We start from the raw sequence: 19766 nt of genomic DNA, 5'->3' as shown, positions 1-19766 counted from the left end.
AAACATGTGGCATCGTACTTTTGCCAAATCTTTCAAACGCTATAATTTTACCGGTCAAATCATGCACTTTTTTCCTGAAGCGTTGGAGCGCTATGCTGAAGCGCATACTAAGCCCGAGCACGATGTGTTGCAGCAACTCAATCGCGAGACGCACGCACGAGTGCTGATGCCTCAAATGCTTTCGGGGCAGTTGCAAGGGCAATTTATACGTATGATAAGTTTGCTGGTGCAACCCAGGTACATTTTGGAAATCGGGACTTTTACCGGCTATTCTGCCATCTGCCTGAGTGAAGGACTGCAGGAAGGCGGCAGGTTGATTACCATTGATGTGAATGAAGAGTTGAAAGAAATGACAGAACGTTATTTCACGTTGGCAGGAATCATGGAGAAAGTGGATTTCAGAAACGGCAATGCGGTGAACATAATTCCAACTTTGGATGTAACGTTTGATCTGGTATTTATTGATGCAGACAAAATGAATTACAGTCTGTATTACGACTTGGTGATTGATAAAGTAAGATCCGGCGGAATCATTCTTGCCGATAATGTTTTGTGGAGCGGAAAAGTGGTGGAAGATTTTCAGGATGGTGAAACGCAGGCCTTAAAGGACTTCAACCAAAAAGTGCAAAATGATGAACGCGTAGACAATGTTTTGGTAACCATGCGCGATGGGCTGATGCTGATCAGGAAAAAGTGAATGAATTTTTTTTGTATTAAGTAAACGTGATCTTTAACAGTATGCTTACAATAAATTTTGCAGGAAAATTGTTTAAAATGTTGAGTATTTTATTGCTCTTCATCACAGCAACTTCTGCTTCGATTGCACAAACATATGATGAATATGTAGAAACCTACATTAATAAATACAAGGATGTAGCTATTTCAGAAATGGAAAGGACAGGTATTCCAGCGAGCATTACACTGGCACAGGGAATTATTGAGAGCAATGCGGGACAAAGTCCTTTAGCAACAGCAGCCAACAATCACTTTGGTATAAAATGCCATGAAGGATGGACCGGTCCTTCATACACTTATGATGATGACCGGAAAAATGAATGCTTCCGAAAATATGATTCTTCGATTATTTCTTACAAAGACCATTCAGATTTTTTGAAAAACAGACCACGATATGCGGTGCTGTTTACTTACGATACCAACGACTATACGGCATGGGCCAAAGGATTAAAAGCTTGCGGCTATGCTACCAATCCACAGTATGCAAATATTCTGATCAAATGTATTGATGACTATGATTTACACCAATGGGATCTTTCCGGATACGAGCGTTCAAAATGGTTTGCTAAACTGAATAAATCAACTCCCAACGCAAGCGTAAAAATATCCGGCAATCCTGAAGTGGTAAATGCTGAGCCCACCATTAAAAATGCAACTGAAAGAATTTATGTCTTTAATGATATCAATTGTGTGACGTTACTTAAAGGAGAATCTTTCAATGACCTGGCTACTACTTACGAAATCGGTTTTAAAAGACTGATGCGTTACAATGACATTACGAATGATTCGCAGTTGACAACGGGAGACCGTATTTACCTGCAACCCAAACGCAACAGTGGTGATGAAACTTCTCATACTGTTAAAGAAGGCGAAACCATGTTCACCATTTCACGCGATCATGGTATTCAGTTGAACAAATTGTATGAAAAAAACCTGATGCAATTGGGAACGCAACCTGCGACCGGTGAAGTGTTATCCTTAAAAGAGCAACGTAAAGAAATACCTGTATTGCGTTCAGAAAAAGCAGATAGCACCAAAGTGGTGAAGCACGAACCAGCATTTGAAAAACCGGCAACGAATCAGGTTCATGTTGTTGCAAAAGGTGATACCCTGTATTCCATCTCAAAAAAATACAATGTCACTGTTACCGAATTGAAGGAGATCAACAAACTCAAATCAACCGAGTTGCAGATTGGTGAGAAGCTGGTTGTTGCCAGGTAAAACAATCAGTCACTGTTCACTTTACTTTTCCTGAAGCAACATCATCCAAAAATATTTTAGCCGTGTCTTCAATGCACTTTTTTATAGGTGTAAATGTGAACCCCATTGCTGCTTTAATTTTAGCAGTATCGAAATGATAAGTGAGTTGCGAGATACGTGCGGTCTCTCTGGAAATGAGTGGAGGATGCGCAACAAACACAGAACGCAACGCTTCTAGTCTCCAGATCATTTCAGTAAGCCAGCGTGATGCCTGAACTGTTGGCCTTTTTTTCCCCATAGCATCCGCTATATTAAAAAACAAGTCGCGGTAACTCCAGTCTTCAGCATTAATAATAAAACGCTCCTGTTGAATTTCACTATTCATCAGCCGGATCATCAGTTCAGCAACGTCCACGGCAGCCACAAAACCGGAAGTGCCGGATGAATAAAAACGCATACCTTCCCAGCGGTTCAGAAAAAAACGGGGTGAACCTTCATACCAGTTTCCATCACCGATAATGATGGTTGGATTTACAATCACAGCGTTTAATCCTTCCGCCATTGCGCGCCAAACTTCTCTTTCCGCCAGGTATTTGCTGATGCCATAATTGGAATTGAAACCGTTGCTGTCCCAAATGGTGGCTTCAGAAATATCAATTGCTTTTAAAGGTCTGCCAATTGCTGATACTGAACTTACATGAACGAGTTTACGGATTTTTTTGCTGAGTGCAACATTTACCACATTGTCTGTTCCCTCCACATTCACTTTCATTAATGTTTCACGGTGTTTTGACTGAAACGAAACCATTCCTGCGCAATGATAAACTTCTTCACAGCCATCCATATGTTCTTCCAGTGAGGGCAGATCAAGAATATTTCCTTCCACCCATTCAATGCTTGCCGGCAAAAATAAATCCTCAGGAATTTTACTTTTTTCACGTTTCAAAGCACGAACAGGTTTTCCACGAATTACCAGGGCACGCAACAGGTGCATCCCTAAAAATCCTGTTCCACCTGTTACAAAAATCATGATGTTGTTTTAGCGGAAAGATACTACTACGCTTCAAATAGTATAAAGCAGCGTAAGGGTGTATAAAAATAGTTTCCGGATGTAAACTATCCGTTTGTAAAGACCAAACGGCAGCAGCTTCGGCGTTGGCTGTGTCTTTGCCGCTGGCGATGCTTTCACAGACAACTTCTATAGCTACTCCTTAGTGATAAAATGTTTTTCAAATACCAGAGGTACAGCAATTTATTTTTGCTGATGAACAGATTCACTTCCGTGCAACATTGATTAAAATAGAAAACCCTGATCAATAATGAACAGGGTTTTCTATTTTTTCAAATGATGTTATAATGCCGGCGTTTCGATTCTTTTTCCGGTGGAATGATAAATCTCACCCCCAACAGAATCTGATGAAGCACCTGTTACTGAAGAAAGCACATTTACTTCATTACGCATACGCAACACACCCATTAAACAAACCAGCAATGCCTCTTTAAATTTAATAGTGGCAGGATCCGGCACCACGAGTGGTACAGAGGAATGATAGTTGATGCGTTCGAGCAGAAATTTATTAAATGCGCCGCCTCCGGAAACCAACATCGAATGACTTTCATCCTTTGTAAGAAATTCGGTAGCATAGATGTTCTTAATATCCTTTCCGATTTGAAGTGCGATGTGTTCCGTTGCCGTACAGAGTTTATCTTCAATTTGCAAACGGTATTTCTTAAACACAGGCTGGAAAATTTTTGTCACCCAACCGCCACCAATGGATTTAGGATAAGGTTTTTCATAATACCACTGCGCATTCAATTCGTTGAGGAGATCCTGGTTAACAGTTCCTGAGCGTGCGATAACTCCATCCTTGTCATACTCAAGATCAATTTCTGAAGCAAGAGCATTCAGTACCATATTAGCGCCACAAATATCAAAGCCAATCATTTTACTATCGAGATGACAACTGATGTTAGCGATACCGCCGATGTTCAGACAAAATTTAAAATCACCAAACAGCATCCGGTCACCGATTGGTGCAATAGGTGTTCCCTGGCCACCAAGTGCGACATCGACGGTTCTGAAATTACAAACTACAGGACAACCGGTTTCTGCAACTATAGCACCACCATCACCGATCTGGCTGGTCATCTGATTTTCAGGTTGATGAAAAACTGTCTGACCGTGAGAAGCGATGAAATCAATTTTTCCATCCAGCATATTTTCCTGGATGAATTTGCGTGCCACTTCACCAAGATAATGACCATAGAAAGCGTCTGTTTTCAGGTAGGTGACCGCATTCTGAAGTACGAGACTCTGAAGTCGTAATCGCCACTTAGGCGGGTAAGGAATACACTCTGCTTTTTCAATTTCATAACTCCATTTTCCGTTGTTTTCTTCAAGGCGGCAATAAGCTACGTCAACGCCATCCATAGAACTTCCGGACATCATACCAAGAACATGATACGTTTTCATTTCAAAAAAATTTAAGTTAATAAGAGAGATAAATTGTAAAAAAAACTACCCAGCTTTTTTTCAATTGTAAATGTATTAACAAATTATGAAAGTTTGTAGCCACTATGAAAAGAATAAATAGTTGGCGCTATCGTATGAGAGTTAAATCGCCTTTTTCAGTTAACAAATTGCCATCGTAAGTGATGCCTGAAACTGAATAAATATAAGTGCCGATTTCACATGCAATCTTATTAAATGAACCATCCCATCCTTCATCATTTCCTGAAGTATTGGAATACACTTCCTGTCCCCAGCGGTTAAATACTTTTACTGATAACACCTCAAGGATACCTTTCGTATAGAATTGAAAAAAATCATTCAATCCATCACCATTAGGAGAAAAAGCGTTTGGCACAATAAAAAGATGGATATGCGTAACTGTAACCGTAACTGAATCTGATGCTTCACAACCATTTTCGGAAGAAACCAAAACTATAAATGTAGTCGTATTGATGGGACTGGCAACAGGATTTGAAATGCTAAAATCGTTCAGCCATTCCGGCGGCGACCAAAGATAGGTTCCCATTCCAGTGGCGTTTAATTGTATTGATTCACCTTGATTAATAGTAACATCTTCGCCGGCATCTGCTTCCGGTGGCAATAAAACAGTAACCGTTACTGTATCTTCATCAATACATGAACCAATAGACGCAGTTACATAATAAGTAGTGGTAACATCCGGATATACGGTTGGATTTGCAATGCTGATATCGTTGATCATAAAATCCGGTGACCACAGATATTGAAGTGCATTAGTGGAAGTAAGCTGTATGCTCTCCCCTGCACATAATAAAGCATCCGGACTAGTTAGCGCAATCACGCTGTCGGTTGATTGAATAAGCACTGAATCTTTGGCGACACAACCAAATTCATTCGTTACAGTAACCGTGTATTCAGTGGTAACCTTCGGATTCACCTTTGGCTGCGCCAGTGTATTGTCATTAATATTCAAATCCGGCAACCAAAAATAACTCACTCCTCCTTCTGCGTGAAGTGTAACAGTATCTACATTACAGACAAAAGTGTCCGGCCTTGCATTGATTAGCGGAAGCGGAAAAATTTCGACCTGTTTTGTTACTGAAGATGTGCAACCGTAATTATTATTTACAATCAGAGTTACATTATAGAAACCACCGGAAGTAAAAGGATGAGAGGGATCTTGCTGTAGTGCAGTCGCACCATCACCAAAATCCCACTCCCAATCCGAAACGTATCCATCCAGTGGTACAGAGTTATCGTTAAACAACATTGGTGACAATGCACATGCATTTTCAAATGTAAAATCGGCATTAACACCTTTCCTGATTTCAACATATTTGAAAATGGAATCGCCGCACATTAATCCGGGAGCAGCTTTCAGCACAACTTTATAAACTCCGGTATCGGGATAAATGTAAATAGGATTTGATACTGAGGAAACATCCGTTGTAATGCCGGTTACACCAAAATCCCAATAGAAGTTAGAAGCACCATAACTCAGATTATCGAATTTGGCACTCAAGGAACCACAAATCAACAAGGTGTCATTTACAGAAGTGCTTCCTGTTACGCCAAAATTTGCTTCTATCAAAGGATTGCAGGTAGTGATGTTGAACTGGAAATCCCGGACATCCTGGCTGAGAAAAACACCATTCCGGTATTCCTTCACGCAAACACCTACTACAAATTGGCCCAATGCCGTTGGAAAAGCCTTTAAGAGTCCGGTTTGTGAGTTGATGGTCATTACCGGATTTCCCCCAATCTGATTGTTTTGGTTATAAGGCGGTTGCCAAATCACCGGATCATATGGACCAGGTGGTGGAGGACTTGGCTGAGGTAAGGTCGCATCGGCGCCTTGTAAAGGGGTACACAATGAATAAACCAGTGAATCACCATTCGGGTCTGTCGCACTATGATCAAATTCCAAATTTTGATCTACACATATTACGATAGGAGGATAATTTTTAAAGCGCGGGCTGCTGTTGCACAAAGCAATATTTGCTCCCGGAATATGTGTTGTAAATGTCGCGCCGGTGTTCGCCGGATCATAAAGGTTTGCGATGGTATTATTCCTGCAACATCTCTGGTAGGAAATATCATAACCACCCGCAATCGCCGGTAGGTTCACGACTGTTTTATAAATTGCTTCTTCCACACAAATGCCGGGAGGCAATTGAAGACAAGGATCGCTCACATCAGGATCAACCGAGCTGGCACCTGGAAACGGAAGCAGCAATGTTTGTTGCAGCAAACCAGTTGAATTATAAATGCCCACTGCCGCGGGATCGTCAAAAGGAGTTGTACTGTTGCAATCGCGATAAATTTTTAAGGTGATTTCATAATTATTGTTGCCGAGACAGGTATAGTAAATTTCACCACCTATAATATGCCAGCCCTCTGCAATAAAAGGAAAGAAAAAAAAGAGTGAAATTATAAGAGAAGAAAATTTCATTTCAAATTGATCTGCACGGTATCATTTCCCGAAAATAAGAAACCAGGCGCACTTCAGCAAAATTAGCGTTGGCTCAAGTAATCTGACAATGATTTAATGCACATATCACTTCATCAGAAGGGAAGTATGGCAATGCCTTTTCCGCTTCGAATTAACCTCACTTTCTTTAAATTCAGCTACTTTTGCCCCGATTTTTGGAATACCGGTGACAGATTGACCGAATAAAGCGCATGGCAAAGCATTTGTTCAACCGGCGCGTCTAAACTTGTATCCAGCATGGAAAACACAGAACCAAATCCACCTTTTAACGAATCGATGAAGAATAAGAATGAATCAATGGAAAACCAGCAAGATCAGCCCGGGATTAATTATTCAAGTGAGGAATTACTTAATAAAATAGAACAGGATGCAGTGGAAAACGCAACAGGGGAAAATAATGAAACAGGGCATGATCATGCCGAAGGTAGTGACCTGCTCAGCAAATTAGGATTGTCGAAAAAAGACAAGCTGAAAAAAGAAAATGCAGAGCTGAAACAAAAGGCCGATGAGTTAAATGACAAATTCCTTCGCCTTTATGCTGAATTCGACAATTATAAAAAACGCACACAGAAAGAACGCATTGAATACTCTAAAACAGCCGGAATTGAAATTATCAACGCGCTGATTCCTGTAGTGGATGACTTTTCACGCGCAATGAAACAGATGGAATCATCGCATGATCTTACTGCATTGCTGGAAGGTGTAAAACTGATTCAGCAAAAAATGAGTTCGATTCTTGAAGCAAGAGGGTTGAAACCCATGCATTCATTAGGTCAAATATTCAATCCTGAATTGCATGAAGCGATTGCAGAAATTCCCGCACCTGATGAAAACCTGCAAGGCAAAGTGGTAGATGAAATTGAGTGCGGTTATTACCTGAATGATAAAATCATCCGGCATGCAAAAGTGGTAGTTGGCAAGTAAGGATTTTCAGATAAAAAAGAAAAGAGAACAAGCATTTAACATATTGAACCTGCCTTAAAATGCAGGCAATTTTTTTTTAAAGTGATCAATAACTAAATGGCAGCAAAGAGAGATTATTACGAAGTGTTAGGCGTAGGAAAAACCGCTACTGCCGATGAAATAAAAAAGGCCTACCGCAAGGTAGCTATGCAATTTCATCCTGACAGAAATCCGAATGACAAAGCTGCTGAAGACAAATTCAAGGAAGCCGCTGAAGCCTATGAAATTCTGAGTGATGCTGATAAGAAAAAACGTTACGATCAGTTCGGACATGCAGGTGTTGGCGGAAATGGTGGTTATGGAAATGCAGGAGGCGGTGGTATGCGCATGGAAGACATCTTTACCAACTTCGGAGATGTTTTCAACGATATGGGCGGCAGTCCGTTTGAAGCGTTCTTCGGTGGTGGACGATCTTCACGTGAACGGTCACGCGGCGTCCGCGGTGGGAACCTTCGTATCAAGGTGCCGCTCAACCTTCAGGAGATTGCGAAAGGCGCGCACAAAACATTAAAAGTTAAAAAATATGTTACCTGCAGCACCTGTAGTGGCAGCGGAGCGAAAGACAAGAGTTCTTTTCATTCCTGCAACACCTGTAAAGGAAGTGGTGTAATCCGCCGTGTGCAAAACACGATTCTTGGTCAGATGGCAACCACCACCACGTGTCCGACCTGTAATGGCGAAGGGCAGGTGATAACTGCTAAATGTAATGTCTGCCATGGTGAAGGCCGTGTTTATGGAGAAGAAACCATCAGTGTAGATATTCCGGCAGGTGTAGCAGAAGGCATGCAACTATCTATGAGTGGTAAAGGAAACGCAGGTGAACGCGGCGGTTCTCCGGGAGATCTGCTGATTGCCATTGAAGAAGAAGAACATGGTGAATTGAAGCGCGATGGAAACAATGTGGCATATGAATTATTTATCTCCTTTCCTGATGCAGCATTAGGTACCAGTGTTGACGTGCCTACCATTGATGGCAAAGCGCGCATCAAAATAAAAGCCGGCACACAGGCAGGAGAAATCTTCCGGTTAAAAGGAAAAGGACTGCCCAATGTTAATGCATATGGCAACGGTGATCAACTCATTCATGTGAATGTTTGGGTGCCGAAAGATCTTTCAACGGACGAACACCATCAGTTAGAAAAACTTCGTGAAGCGCACAACTTCAAGCCCAACCCCGGAAAGAATGACAAGAATTTCTTTGAGAAGATGCGGGATTATTTTGCATGATGCTGTTGGCTATCAAAATTGAATGGATGTAAATTTGATAGCATCGTATTTCTCGACATAATTTAAATGGTTAAATGGTTGCGGCGAAACCGGGACTATTGATAGGATTGATAGTACCCATGATTCATTACCAATGAGATCTTCTACATAAAATTACCATCCTATCGGAATTTACAAGCTCGTTATTCACCTCATCTGAATGAAGCGACTATATTTCCTTGTGCATCAGTGCTTCCCTGGCAATCATTTCCTGCAATTTGTTCCGCACCTTTAGTCATCCGCACACCTACAATTACCTCCTGATAATTACCTTTGACGAAAACCTTACCCATGGGCTTCGTTTTTATAGTGATCATCCTCGTTCTTTTGCTGATTCCGGTTGTGCTTTACAATTCGCTTATCAGGAAAAAAAATGCTGTCGGCAATGCGTTCGGTGCCATTGATGCCATGTTGAAAAAACGGTACGACCTGCTGCCAAATTTAGTTACTACCGTGAAAACCTACATGAATTATGAGCGTGATACGCTGACTAAAATCACGGAACTGCGCAATCAGGCAACGACTGCAAATATTTCACCTGAACAAAAAATCCAACTGGAAAACCAGATTGGTGGCGCCATGCGTAACATCATGGTGCAGGTTGAAAATTATCCCGACCTCAAAGCCAACCAGAATTTTTTGCAATTACAGGGTTCATGGAACGAAATTGAAGAGCAGATTTCCGCCGCACGCCGCGCTTACAATGCTACTGTGAATGATTACAACAATGCAGTGGAACAATTTCCCACCAACATCCTGGCAGGCATGATGCATTATGGAATGAAATCGTATCTCGATGTTCCAGATGAAGAACGGAAGAATATAAGTGCTGCGGAGTTGTTTAAGTGATTGGAAGTGGAGCAGTTGGTTCTGTCAAGAAAACAAATTGCAAATTGTTAAACTGTTAAATTGTTTAATTGTTATTGCAGATGGTCCTGTAGATTTTAACCACAACCATTTAGTCATTTAACCATTCAACCATTTTTTGAAATCCATTCAACCCTGACACCAGCAACAATATTCCATTGCTTCTTTCCAAATGACACCCACTGAATCCTTTGACCAGCTCTATAGCACACAATTACTTCCTGCACTGGAATCTTTGGAGCTCTCAAGGAAAACGGTAATGAGTACGTTCCGAATGGCCATGTTGTTGCTTTTTTCAGCTGTTCCTTTTTTAATAATAGCAATATCAATCGGTCATCCGGCAGCATTTCTTTTGATAACGCCTTCCGTCCTATTTTTCATTTTTAAATTTATCGATTATGGAAAAAAGAAAACAACATACACGCAGTTGTTTAAAGAAAAAGTAATTGGCGCAATGGTGAAGGTGATGGGTAACCAATTGGTTTATACGCCCGGCCTCTGCATTGCTATGAACGACTATGTGGCTTCCGGTATCTTCCGCAGCCGTATCGACCGGTATACCGGCGATGATCTGGTAGCAGGCCAACTTGGTGCGACAGCGGTAAAATTTTCAGAATTGCACCATGAGGAAAAGCATGTAACCACTGATAGCAAGGGCCATCGCCAGGAAAGCTGGGTCACCATCTTTAAAGGCATTTTTTTTATCGCCGACTTCAATAAAAATTTTAGTGGCAACACCTACATAGTTCCGGATGCTGGCGATAGCTTTTTCGGAATAGGAAGATTGTTTGAGAAATGGGTTACCGGAAAAGGTGAATTGGTAAAACTGGAGAGCCCTGAATTTGAAAAATATTTTACTGCCTATAGTACAGACCAGGTGGAGGCACGGTATATTCTTTCCACCACTATGATGGAAAAACTGGTGCAGTTCAGAAAAAAAGTGACCAGCAACCTTCATTTATCTTTCGTGCATTCCAATGTAAATATTGCTCTTTCAATACCTGAATCGTTATTTGAACCCAATATTTTTTCTACAGGCATTAAACAGGATTACCTGAAAAAATATTTCGTGTACCTTGAATTAATCACCGGAATTGTTGACGATCTGAATCTCAACCTGAGAATCTGGGGCAAGTAGTGATACATCATCTTCACTATTCAATAGAAGCTGAAATCAATTATTCTTCAGATAACAATTGTAAGATTAATTTTCCTCTATCAACCAAAATTCACGAACAGGAAATAGTACTTTTTGACATCTGCAATGATGTTTATCATGTATTAAATGCATTCCGGGTACATTATAAAAATTAATACTATAATTGACCGTTATGATTTAATTTTACATAAAATTTTATCACCAATACGGAAAGCAGGGTAATACCACCATGTGCAACTATCCATCATTAATTTTTTTATGTTTGTTTTCTTTCCGGAATTCCTTCTCAACAAACCCATTTATTTTAACAAATAAAATTCAATTTTTATGGCCACTCCAAAATTAGCTGATCAAGTGAACGAGTTCATGAAGAAAATAAAAAAGAAAAACCCTTATGAACCTGAATTTCATCAGGCGGTAACGGAAGTTGCGGAATCATTGCTTCCTTTCATTAACGAAAATCCTAAATACAGTACTGCAAAAATCCTGGAACGTATTACAGAACCTGATCGCGTGATTATGTTTCGTGTAACCTGGCTTAACGACAAAGGTGAATTCCAGGTAAACCGCGGATTTCGCATTCAGATCAACAATGCCATTGGTCCTTACAAAGGCGGACTACGGTTTCACCCGACAGTAAATCTCAGTATCCTCAAGTTCCTGGCATTTGAACAGGTATTTAAGAATTCACTAACCGGCTTGCCAATGGGTGGAGGAAAGGGCGGAAGTGATTTTGATCCCAAAGGCAAATCAGATAATGAAGTAATGCGTTTCTGCCAGAGTTTTATGACTGAACTCTACCGGCATATTGGTTCGGATACAGATGTTCCCGCAGGAGATATTGGTGTTGGCGGACGTGAAATAGGCTATTTGTACGGACAATACAAACGTCTTGCTAATGAATTCACTGGTGTACTTACAGGTAAGTCAATTGATTACGGAGGAAGCCTGATAAGGCCGGAAGCAACAGGTTATGGTTGTGTTTATTTTACACAGGAAATGCTCGCTACACGAAAAATAAGCATCAAAGGTAAACGTGTTGTGATCAGCGGCTCCGGGAATGTATCGCAATATGCAGCGGAAAAAGCCATTCAGTTGGGAGCTAAAGTGGTTACCCTTTCCGATTCTGACGGTTACATTTATGATGAACAAGGCATCACACAGGAAAAACTAAATTTCGTATTGTGGCTGAAGAATGAAAAGCGCGGCCGCATTAAAGAGTACGCAGATAAATATGGTGTCGTGTATGTTGCGAGAAAAAAACCCTGGGACATTAAATGCGATATCGCATTACCATGTGCAACCCAAAATGAACTCGACTTTGAGGATGCAAAAAAGCTAACAAGGAATGGTTGCATAGCAGTAGCTGAAGGTGCCAATATGCCGTCTACCAATGAGGCAGTGAAATGGTTTCTTAAGAAAAATATTCTCTATGGTCCGGGCAAAGCTGCCAATGCAGGTGGCGTAGCAGTTTCGGGTCTTGAAATGAGCCAGAATTCAGAACGTTTGTCGTGGACACGCGAAGTGGTAGATGCCCGTTTGCATAAAATCATGAAAGACATTCATGAAAGTTGTGTGAAGTACGGAAAGGAAGGTGATGCGATCAATTATGTAAAAGGCGCCAATATCGGCGGATTTGTGAAGGTTGCTGACGCGATGATTGCTCAGGGATTGGTATAGTTCGATAGACACCTTTTAAAAAAAGAAAAGTGCGAATCTCATTAACCATCGCGCTTTAAAATTGAAGGTTTTGAATGATTAAATGCTTGTAGCAAAACCGGAGAGTTAACCCGGATTTTTCAAAAGAAAAATCCGGGTTAATATTTATAGTCGACTAAGTATTTTATTTATGAGTAACCCATTGCCTTCACAGGTGCAATTAACCGGTCATACTTGTTCTTCCAGAATAATTTATTCATCAGTCGCGCAGTCCAGGGAAGCGATTCATCCAGCAATTTATTTTCTTCGGGCGACAATGAATCCCGCAACCAGGGAACCATATAAGAAAGGTAACGTACGGGAGCTTTCCGCTTCACTTCATTCTCGATGTGGCGCTGTTCTGCCGGCGTGAAGTGCGCCTTCATTTTTTCAAGGATATACTTTTCTTCCTTCACAATATGTCCTGTAAATACATGTAGAAGTTCCTTCGCATTGTATTGCAATTCGTTGTTCAATTCAGTTGCCGGACCTGTTCTTTGTAATTCGCCAAGCAGTCGTTTTATTTCATCAATCAGGAATTGTAACCGGTTATGTTCCACTTCCATCACTTCTATTATTTCAGATGGTGCTTCCAGTCTTTCTTCCACCGCACGAAACAGTAAATCATCTTCTGCTGCATGATGTGCTTCCATCATATTCCAGAAGAACTCATACCATTTCTTCAATTGGTCCAATTCCTCTTGTTTCAACTGATCAATTCGCTTTGCAATGGCATTTAACAATTCCACATCGCGCGATAAAGCGCGGTGAGCGAAAAAAGATCCCTGCATTACGAACTGGTTCATACTTTTTTCCGGTGGTGAAAATTGGTTAGGGATGCAAAGGTAACAAACACTTTCTCACGCAGTTGAAACCAAAAAAGCAAAGCAGTTGTTCAAAGCGGTTACTATAATTTCATTCCTTAACAGGAATTATTGTTGTGGAAGATTTGGTGTGCAACCCGATTAGCGGCCTGCATGAATGAGGTGGTTTGAGCGGTTGTTTTAATTCATGTAGTATCTTTAGCAAATTATTTTTTCATTTTTTAAGCATTGAAAGTTTCTTATCCATGTCGCGTTCCACCATCATCATTATCCTGCTTATCAGTTCAGTGTTACTCTTTTTTATTGTAAAAAAATTTATTTCGGCAAATGAGCCGGCCCCCGGGAATACGCAGAAAAAAGGTTCCGGTGCTGTAATGTCTGAAATTATGGTTGTAAGCGATACGCTGATCACGTACCAGTTGCAAGCTACCGGAACAGTACGTGCCAATGAAGAAGTGAGCATGGTAAGTGAATATCCCGGTAAAATAACCGGTATCTTTTTTAAAGAAGGGACTACTGTTGGAAAAGGCAGCCTCCTGTTTCAAATGGATGATGCTGAACTGAAAGCAAGAAAGAAAAAACTAGAAGTAGGCGCTGAACTGGCCAGGCAAAATGAACAACGACTCAATGTGCTGCTTACTAAAGGTGGTGCCAGCCAGCAGGATTATGATGTGGTAGTTAATAATTTACAATCCATCCAGGCCGATCTCGAACTCATTAATGTTCAATTATCAAAAACGGAGATTCGCGCACCGTTTACAGGAAAAGCCGGATTGCGAAATGTGAGTGAAGGGGCCTATGTTTCTGCAAATACCATACTTACCGTTTTACAGGATGTCAGCAAAGTCAAGATAGATTTTACCTTACCTGAAAAATATGCTGCCATTATTCAGTCAGGTCAGCAGGTTTCTTTCACGGTAGAAAATGATACCTTTCCTTTTACCGCAACTGTGCTCGCTACCGAACCCGCAGTAAATCCATCCACACGCACAATAATGGTTCGTGCCATTACCGATAATGCATTCCACCGTTTGATTCCGGGTACGTCATCAACCATTATGATTGCGCTGAAAGAAAACAGAAGTTCTGTGATGGTGCCTACCAGTGCGTTGATTCCTCAGTCTGCCGGCTTCACTGCCTTCAAACTTAAAAATGGAAAGGCAACACCCGTGTCACTGAAAACCGGCTACCGTGATGAAAGCAATGTGCAGGTAGTTGAAGGGCTCACTGCTGGAGACACTTTACTTACCACCAACATGCTCATGCTGCGGCCTGGTGTTGCAGTAAAGCCTGTTACGAAATGAATTGAATAAAAAAAATCAATGAGCAGTCTTTCTTCCACTTCTATAGATCGCCCGGTATTAAGCATAGTAATGTCACTGATGCTTGTCTTGCTTGGTGTAGTTGGGTTTTATTTTTTAGGTGTGCGGGAATATCCCGCCGTTGATCCGCCAACAGTAACCGTTACCACATCATATATTGGTGCAAATGCCGACATCATTGAGTCGCAGATAACAGAACCACTGGAAGAAGCATTAAATGGTATAGATGGCATTCGTACTATTTCTTCCACCTCAAAGGAGCAATCAAGCAGCATTGTAGTAGAATTCAACATCGATGAGAATCTTGAAAAAGCAACTAACGATGTGCGTGACCGTGTATCACGTGCGGTGCGGAATCTTCCGCGCGATGTTGAACCGCCGGTGGTAGAAAAGGCAGATGCGAACTCAGAACCTATCATTTTCATGACGTTGCGCAGCGATACACGCGACATTATGGAGGTGAATGCAATTGCCACTAATGTGGTGAAAGAAAGATTGCAAACAATTTCAGGTGTGAGCTTCGTGCGCATTTTCGGCGAAAAAAAATATTCGATGCGGCTGTGGATGGATCCATCCAAAATGGTGGCTTTCGGTGTAACACCGGTAGATGTGCAAAATGCATTGGATCGTGAAAATATTGAATTGCCTTCGGGAAGAATAGAAGGCAATGAAACAGAGTTGTCGATCCGAACGCTCGGCAAACTCACTAAGCCGGAAGAATTCAACCATCTTATTTTGAAAGAAAGTGATGGAACGATCACCCGCTTCAGCGATATCGGATTTGCAACATTAGGTCCTGAGAATGAACGCAGCGCTGTAAAAAGAAACCTGGTACCGATGATCGGCATTGCACTGGTGCCACAACCGGGCGCGAATGCCGTGGATATTTCCAATGAATTTTACAAACGAAAAGCGCAACTGGAAAAAGAGTTGCCGGAAGATTGTAAACTGGAAGTAGGTTTCGACTTTACCACGTTCGTAAGAAAAACAATCACAGAAGTTCAGGACACCGTGCTCATCGCTTTTCTGCTGGTAATTCTCATCATCTTTCTTTTTCTCCGCGACTGGCGTTCCACCATCATTCCGGTAATCGCGATTCCGATTTCAATTATTGCGGCGTTCTTCATTATGTATGTCGCAGGTTTTTCCATCAACGTACTTACACTCGTTGCCATCATTCTTTCCATCGGGCTTGTTTGCGATGATGCTATTGTGGTGCTTGAAAATATTTATGCGAAAGTGGAAGACGGACAATCACCCATTGAAGCAGCCAAAGAAGGTTCAAGGGAGATTTTTTTTGCTGTTATTTCGACTACAGTAACACTCGCCGCCGTATTTTTTCCCATCATGTTTCTCACCGGATTAACCGGCAGATTATTCCGTGAATTTGGTGTGGTGGTGGCAGGTTCTGTTTTGATCTCCGCTTTTGTTGCACTCACGCTTTCGCCGATGATGAGTTCGCGCATGTTGAAACATCATGATAAACAAAACTGGTTTTACAGAGTTACTGAACCGTTTTTTACAGGAATGAATGAAGGTTATCGTTCTTCACTGGAAGCATTTATGAATAAGCGTTGGATTGTATTTCCAATACTTGGCATTATTGCAGTGTTGGTTTTCATTTTAATGAGAAGTGTTCCTTCTGAACTTGCTCCGTATGAAGATCGCTCCAGCATTCGCGTTTCTGTAACTGGCCCTGAAGGATCTTCTTATGAATTCACTGAAAAGTACATGGATGAATTGTCGAAGTATGTAATGGATTCTATTCCTGAAGCATCTTCTTCACTTAGCATTGTTGCACCGAGTTTTGGTTCTATCGGCAGTGTGAATACAGGCGTACAAAGCATTTACCTCAAAGATCCAACAGAACGGAAGCGCAGCGTGAATGATGTGATGCAGCAACTGACACGCGATCTGAAATACTTTACGGGTATTCGCGCTTTTCCGAATACGCCTCCTACTATCGGCAGCAGGTTTGCCGGGCAGCCTTTGCAATATGTTATACAATCACCTGACTTAAAATCACTGTTGAAAGTGTTGCCTGAATTTTTAGATGAAGCAAACAAAAATCCCAAGCTCCAGTTTGTTGATGCCGACCTGAAAGTGAATAAGCCCGAACTTACACTAACTGTTAACCGTGAGAAATCTTCTGAGCTCGGCGTATCCGTTGCAGATGTTGCAAAAACTTTACAACTGGCGCTCAGCGGTCAGCGCATGGGTTATTTTATTATGGAAGGAAAGCAATACCAGGTAATCGCGCAATTGGAAAAAGGAGACCGGAATAAACCCGGCGATCTGAAAAATATTTATGTGCGCAGCAAAGAAGGTAACATGGTTTCGCTCGACAACCTCATCACCGTGGAAGACAACACGAGCCCTGCGGCGGTGTATCGTTTCAACCGTTATGTGTCGGCTACTATTTCATCAGGCATTCCGGCAGGTTCTTCATTGAGTGAAGGCATTAAAGCGATGGATGAAATTGCAGCGAAGGTGCTGCCCGAAACTTTTGCCACTTCACTGAAAGGACAAGCACGCGATTTCCAGGATAGCTCTTCGAGTTTGTTGTTTGCTTTTCTGTTGGCCCTACTCGTGATTTATCTCGTGCTGGCTGCTCAGTTTGAAAGTTTCCGCGATCCGATGATCATCATGCTTACCGTTCCGGCGGCCATAGCCGGAGCACTGCTCAGCTTGTGGTATTTTGATCAGACGCTCAACATTTTTTCACAGATCGGCATGATCATGCTCATTGGTTTAATAACCAAGAATGGAATTTTAATTGTGGAGTTTGCTAACCAAAGAAAAGAACAAGGTCTCAACAAAACAGCAGCAGTAAAAGATGCCGCTGTAAGACGATTCAGACCTATCCTGATGACTACCTCTGCTACATTGCTTGGTATTTTGCCCATTGCCCTGTCGCTTGGTTCATCGGCCAGCAGCCGTCAGTCATTAGGTATTGCTGTAGTGGGCGGTTTATTATTTTCCGCCTTCCTCACGCTTTACATTGTTCCTGCGATGTATTCTTATTTATCGAAAGAAGGAAAAAAAGAAAGCATTCCTGATCCTTCCTTCCACGAAGAGAAGGCTGAATATATCGCGTAACGATTGCAACTTCCTGATAAGAAAATGCTTCAACGCATTGAAATACCATCGAACGAAATTCAAAAAAATCATCAACACTTTTTTTTCGATTGCATAGTATTGTTTTAGAAAAATAATCACGCACCATGTACAGAATCATTGTTCTCCTCGCAATTTGTCTACCGGTAATCACTTCCAATGCACAGGACGTGCTGACACTTGATGCTGCCATACAAACCGGCCTACAGAATAATTACAGCATACGTATTGCCAAAAATGATGCGGGCATCGCATCCAATAATGTGACTGTGGGCAATGCAGGTTTTCTTCCCTCATTAGATGCATATGCCACGCTTTCGCAAGGTATCAACAACAGCAATCAAACATATCTTTCGGGAGATGAAGTGGAAAAAACGGGTGCAAAAAATACAACAGGTACTGCCGGCATCGGACTTACCTGGACACTCTTTGATGGCTTCAGCATGTTCGTTTCACACGATCAGTTGAAACTGCTCGAAGAAAACGGAAACTCACTTTTAAAGCAGCAAATTGAGAATACCATGTCGCTGATCATGGCCGCATATTATGATGTGCTGCTGGAGCAATCATTACTGAGTGCATTGAATGAGCAAAAAGATATTTCATTTTTCAGGAAAGAATTGCTTGATGCACGATTGTCCGTCGGAAGTGCTTCCAGAATTGAAGTGCTGAAAGCAACAGTAGATCTGAATGGAGATCAGACTGCTGCGATTCAGCAACAGGCGGAAGTGCAAAAAATTAAAGTGCGGCTTAATCAACTCCTGGCACGCGACGTAAATACAGAGTTTGCTGTGGACACTGCGGTGGATTGGAACACGACGCTGACTTATGATCAGTTGCGACAGGATTTGCTGGCACATAATTCGGAGTTGCTTATTTCCAATCAATATTTACAGCTTGCTGCTTTGAATATGAAACAAACCACTGCGAAACGATACCCGGTAATTGGTATAAATACCGGTTATGATTTTCTTCAGTCAAGTTCTGAATCCGGCTTTGTAAGCGCTAATAAAACCACCGGTTTTTATTACGGCCTTACCGCGAGCATCAATATTTTTGATGGCTTTAATGTAAACCGTCAGCATCAGAATGATAAAATAAGAGTGGCATCCGGACAACTGGAAGTAGAACAAACCCAACTGGCGCTTGAGACGGAATTGAAACGCATTTTCCTTGACTATCAGAATAACCTGCAATTAGTTGAGCTTGAAAAAAGCAATCTTACCTATGCTAATGAAAACCTTGCGATAGCTCAGGAGAGTTATACGATTGGAAGATTATCGGACCTTGAGCTACGCGAAATTCAAAAAAACCTGGTGGATGCGAAGGTTAGATTGGCGGATGCGCTGTTTAAAGCGAAATTGCAGGAAACGGATTTGTTGAGGATTACGGGGAATTTGGTGAAGTAAGGAAGGGCATTGGTCATTGAGTCAATAGTCATTATTAATTAGTCAATAGATTCAATTCACCTGGCCTGGAAATGTTAGTATAACTTGTATTTAACCTTGTATTATTCAATTTGCTAAATATGACTTTGCTGAGAAGTCTTAACAGAATAATTTAAGTAGGCACAGCAAACACAACTTGATTAATTGCAAAACATCATGCAGCGCTTGTAAGTGTAAGATAAGTT

The 19766-nt window shown here is 41.5% G+C and carries 15 protein-coding genes; 10 read left to right on the top strand and 5 right to left on the bottom strand.

Features of this window, described 5'->3' with window-relative positions; genetic code table 11:
• The first annotated feature begins 61 nt into the window (after positions 1-61).
• Positions 62-697 (top strand): O-methyltransferase, encoded by a 636-nt coding sequence (locus tag IPO83_09110; protein MBK9731434.1) that lies wholly within the window; start codon positions 62-64, stop codon positions 695-697.
• A gap of 77 nt (positions 698-774) precedes the next feature.
• Positions 775-1956, top strand: a complete 1182-nt coding sequence (locus IPO83_09105) for a LysM peptidoglycan-binding domain-containing protein (GenBank protein MBK9731433.1) — start codon at positions 775-777, stop codon at positions 1954-1956.
• Between the two features lie 16 nt (positions 1957-1972).
• Here the strand turns inward: IPO83_09105 and IPO83_09100 are convergent, their stop codons facing one another.
• The 3 genes from IPO83_09100 to IPO83_09090 all read right to left on the bottom strand — a co-directional run bounded on the left by IPO83_09100 (position 1973) and on the right by IPO83_09090 (position 6878).
• Positions 1973-2965 (bottom strand): NAD-dependent epimerase/dehydratase family protein, encoded by a 993-nt coding sequence (locus IPO83_09100; GenBank protein ID MBK9731432.1) that lies wholly within the window; start codon positions 2963-2965, stop codon positions 1973-1975.
• Between the two features lie 321 nt (positions 2966-3286).
• Positions 3287-4408 (bottom strand): anhydro-N-acetylmuramic acid kinase, encoded by a 1122-nt coding sequence (locus IPO83_09095; protein ID MBK9731431.1) that lies wholly within the window; start codon positions 4406-4408, stop codon positions 3287-3289.
• A gap of 127 nt (positions 4409-4535) precedes the next feature.
• On the bottom strand, positions 4536-6878 hold the full coding sequence (locus IPO83_09090; GenBank protein ID MBK9731430.1) for a gliding motility-associated C-terminal domain-containing protein: 2343 nt from the start codon (positions 6876-6878) through the stop codon (positions 4536-4538).
• A 315-nt stretch (positions 6879-7193) separates the two neighbouring features.
• Here IPO83_09090 and IPO83_09085 point away from each other — a divergent pair, with 315 nt between their 5' ends.
• Positions 7194-7841 (top strand): nucleotide exchange factor GrpE, encoded by a 648-nt coding sequence (locus tag IPO83_09085; protein MBK9731429.1) that lies wholly within the window; start codon positions 7194-7196, stop codon positions 7839-7841.
• A gap of 96 nt (positions 7842-7937) precedes the next feature.
• Positions 7938-9107: a molecular chaperone DnaJ gene (dnaJ, locus tag IPO83_09080; GenBank protein MBK9731428.1), complete on the top strand. Its 1170-nt coding sequence runs from the start codon at positions 7938-7940 to the stop codon at positions 9105-9107.
• Positions 9108-9298: 191 nt separating this feature from the next.
• On the opposite strand, the gene IPO83_09075 is transcribed toward dnaJ, so the two are convergent.
• A complete protein-coding gene (locus tag IPO83_09075) occupies positions 9299-9439 on the bottom strand; it encodes a hypothetical protein (protein MBK9731427.1) in 141 nt (46 codons plus the stop codon).
• On the opposite strand from IPO83_09075, the gene IPO83_09070 reads away from it, so the two are divergent.
• The 3 genes from IPO83_09070 to gdhA all read left to right on the top strand — a co-directional run bounded on the left by IPO83_09070 (position 9438) and on the right by gdhA (position 12852).
• Positions 9438-9995: a LemA family protein gene (locus IPO83_09070; protein MBK9731426.1), complete on the top strand. Its 558-nt coding sequence runs from the start codon at positions 9438-9440 to the stop codon at positions 9993-9995. The two genes, IPO83_09075 and IPO83_09070, sit on opposite strands and share 2 nt — an antisense overlap.
• Positions 9996-10185: 190 nt before the next feature.
• Complete coding sequence (locus tag IPO83_09065; GenBank protein ID MBK9731425.1) at positions 10186-11151, top strand: DUF3137 domain-containing protein; 966 nt, start codon at positions 10186-10188, stop codon at positions 11149-11151.
• Between the two features lie 348 nt (positions 11152-11499).
• The gene (gene gdhA / locus IPO83_09060) at positions 11500-12852 is read left to right on the top strand and encodes an NADP-specific glutamate dehydrogenase (GenBank protein ID MBK9731424.1); all 1353 of its coding nucleotides are present in this window, start codon (positions 11500-11502) and stop codon (positions 12850-12852) included.
• A gap of 167 nt (positions 12853-13019) precedes the next feature.
• Here gdhA and IPO83_09055 read toward each other — a convergent pair whose 3' ends face one another.
• Positions 13020-13676 (bottom strand): hemerythrin domain-containing protein, encoded by a 657-nt coding sequence (locus IPO83_09055; protein MBK9731423.1) that lies wholly within the window; start codon positions 13674-13676, stop codon positions 13020-13022.
• Between the two features lie 263 nt (positions 13677-13939).
• Here IPO83_09055 and IPO83_09050 point away from each other — a divergent pair, with 263 nt between their 5' ends.
• From IPO83_09050 to IPO83_09040, 3 genes are all read left to right on the top strand, one after another.
• On the top strand, positions 13940-14998 hold the full coding sequence (locus IPO83_09050) for an efflux RND transporter periplasmic adaptor subunit (GenBank protein MBK9731422.1): 1059 nt from the start codon (positions 13940-13942) through the stop codon (positions 14996-14998).
• 18 nt (positions 14999-15016) lie between these two features.
• Positions 15017-18115 carry an efflux RND transporter permease subunit gene (locus tag IPO83_09045; GenBank protein ID MBK9731421.1) on the top strand — a complete coding sequence of 1033 codons (3099 nt, stop codon included), beginning with the start codon at positions 15017-15019 and terminating at the stop codon, positions 18113-18115.
• Between the two features lie 125 nt (positions 18116-18240).
• Positions 18241-19542 carry a TolC family protein gene (locus tag IPO83_09040; protein MBK9731420.1) on the top strand — a complete coding sequence of 434 codons (1302 nt, stop codon included), beginning with the start codon at positions 18241-18243 and terminating at the stop codon, positions 19540-19542.
• Positions 19543-19766: the final 224 nt, after the last annotated feature.

This window comes from Chitinophagaceae bacterium, assembly GCA_016717285.1.
GTDB lineage: Bacteria > Bacteroidota > Bacteroidia > Chitinophagales > UBA10324 > JACCZZ01.
The sequence above is the reverse complement of the archived record's forward strand: the minus strand, read 5'-3'. Positions and strand labels throughout refer to the sequence as shown.

What these genes read in the sequence shown, in the direction of transcription:
- IPO83_09095 (MBK9731431.1), bottom strand. Translation starts at nt 4,408, where the DNA reads ATGAAAACGTATCATGTTCTTGGTATGATGTCCGGAAGTTCTATGGAT.
- IPO83_09055 (MBK9731423.1), bottom strand. Translation starts at nt 13,676, where the DNA reads ATGAACCAGTTCGTAATGCAGGGATCTTTTTTCGCTCACCGCGCTTTA.
- gdhA (MBK9731424.1), top strand. Translation starts at nt 11,500, where the DNA reads ATGGCCACTCCAAAATTAGCTGATCAAGTGAACGAGTTCATGAAGAAA.
- IPO83_09105 (MBK9731433.1), top strand. Translation starts at nt 775, where the DNA reads ATGTTGAGTATTTTATTGCTCTTCATCACAGCAACTTCTGCTTCGATT.
- IPO83_09070 (MBK9731426.1), top strand. Translation starts at nt 9,438, where the DNA reads ATGGGCTTCGTTTTTATAGTGATCATCCTCGTTCTTTTGCTGATTCCG.
- IPO83_09075 (MBK9731427.1), bottom strand. Translation starts at nt 9,439, where the DNA reads ATGGGTAAGGTTTTCGTCAAAGGTAATTATCAGGAGGTAATTGTAGGT.
- IPO83_09110 (MBK9731434.1), top strand. Translation starts at nt 62, where the DNA reads ATGCACTTTTTTCCTGAAGCGTTGGAGCGCTATGCTGAAGCGCATACT.
- IPO83_09040 (MBK9731420.1), top strand. Translation starts at nt 18,241, where the DNA reads ATGTACAGAATCATTGTTCTCCTCGCAATTTGTCTACCGGTAATCACT.
- IPO83_09045 (MBK9731421.1), top strand. Translation starts at nt 15,017, where the DNA reads ATGAGCAGTCTTTCTTCCACTTCTATAGATCGCCCGGTATTAAGCATA.
- IPO83_09085 (MBK9731429.1), top strand. Translation starts at nt 7,194, where the DNA reads ATGAAGAATAAGAATGAATCAATGGAAAACCAGCAAGATCAGCCCGGG.
- IPO83_09050 (MBK9731422.1), top strand. Translation starts at nt 13,940, where the DNA reads ATGTCGCGTTCCACCATCATCATTATCCTGCTTATCAGTTCAGTGTTA.
- IPO83_09100 (MBK9731432.1), bottom strand. Translation starts at nt 2,965, where the DNA reads ATGATTTTTGTAACAGGTGGAACAGGATTTTTAGGGATGCACCTGTTG.
- IPO83_09065 (MBK9731425.1), top strand. Translation starts at nt 10,186, where the DNA reads ATGACACCCACTGAATCCTTTGACCAGCTCTATAGCACACAATTACTT.
- IPO83_09090 (MBK9731430.1), bottom strand. Translation starts at nt 6,878, where the DNA reads ATGAAATTTTCTTCTCTTATAATTTCACTCTTTTTTTTCTTTCCTTTT.
- dnaJ (MBK9731428.1), top strand. Translation starts at nt 7,938, where the DNA reads ATGGCAGCAAAGAGAGATTATTACGAAGTGTTAGGCGTAGGAAAAACC.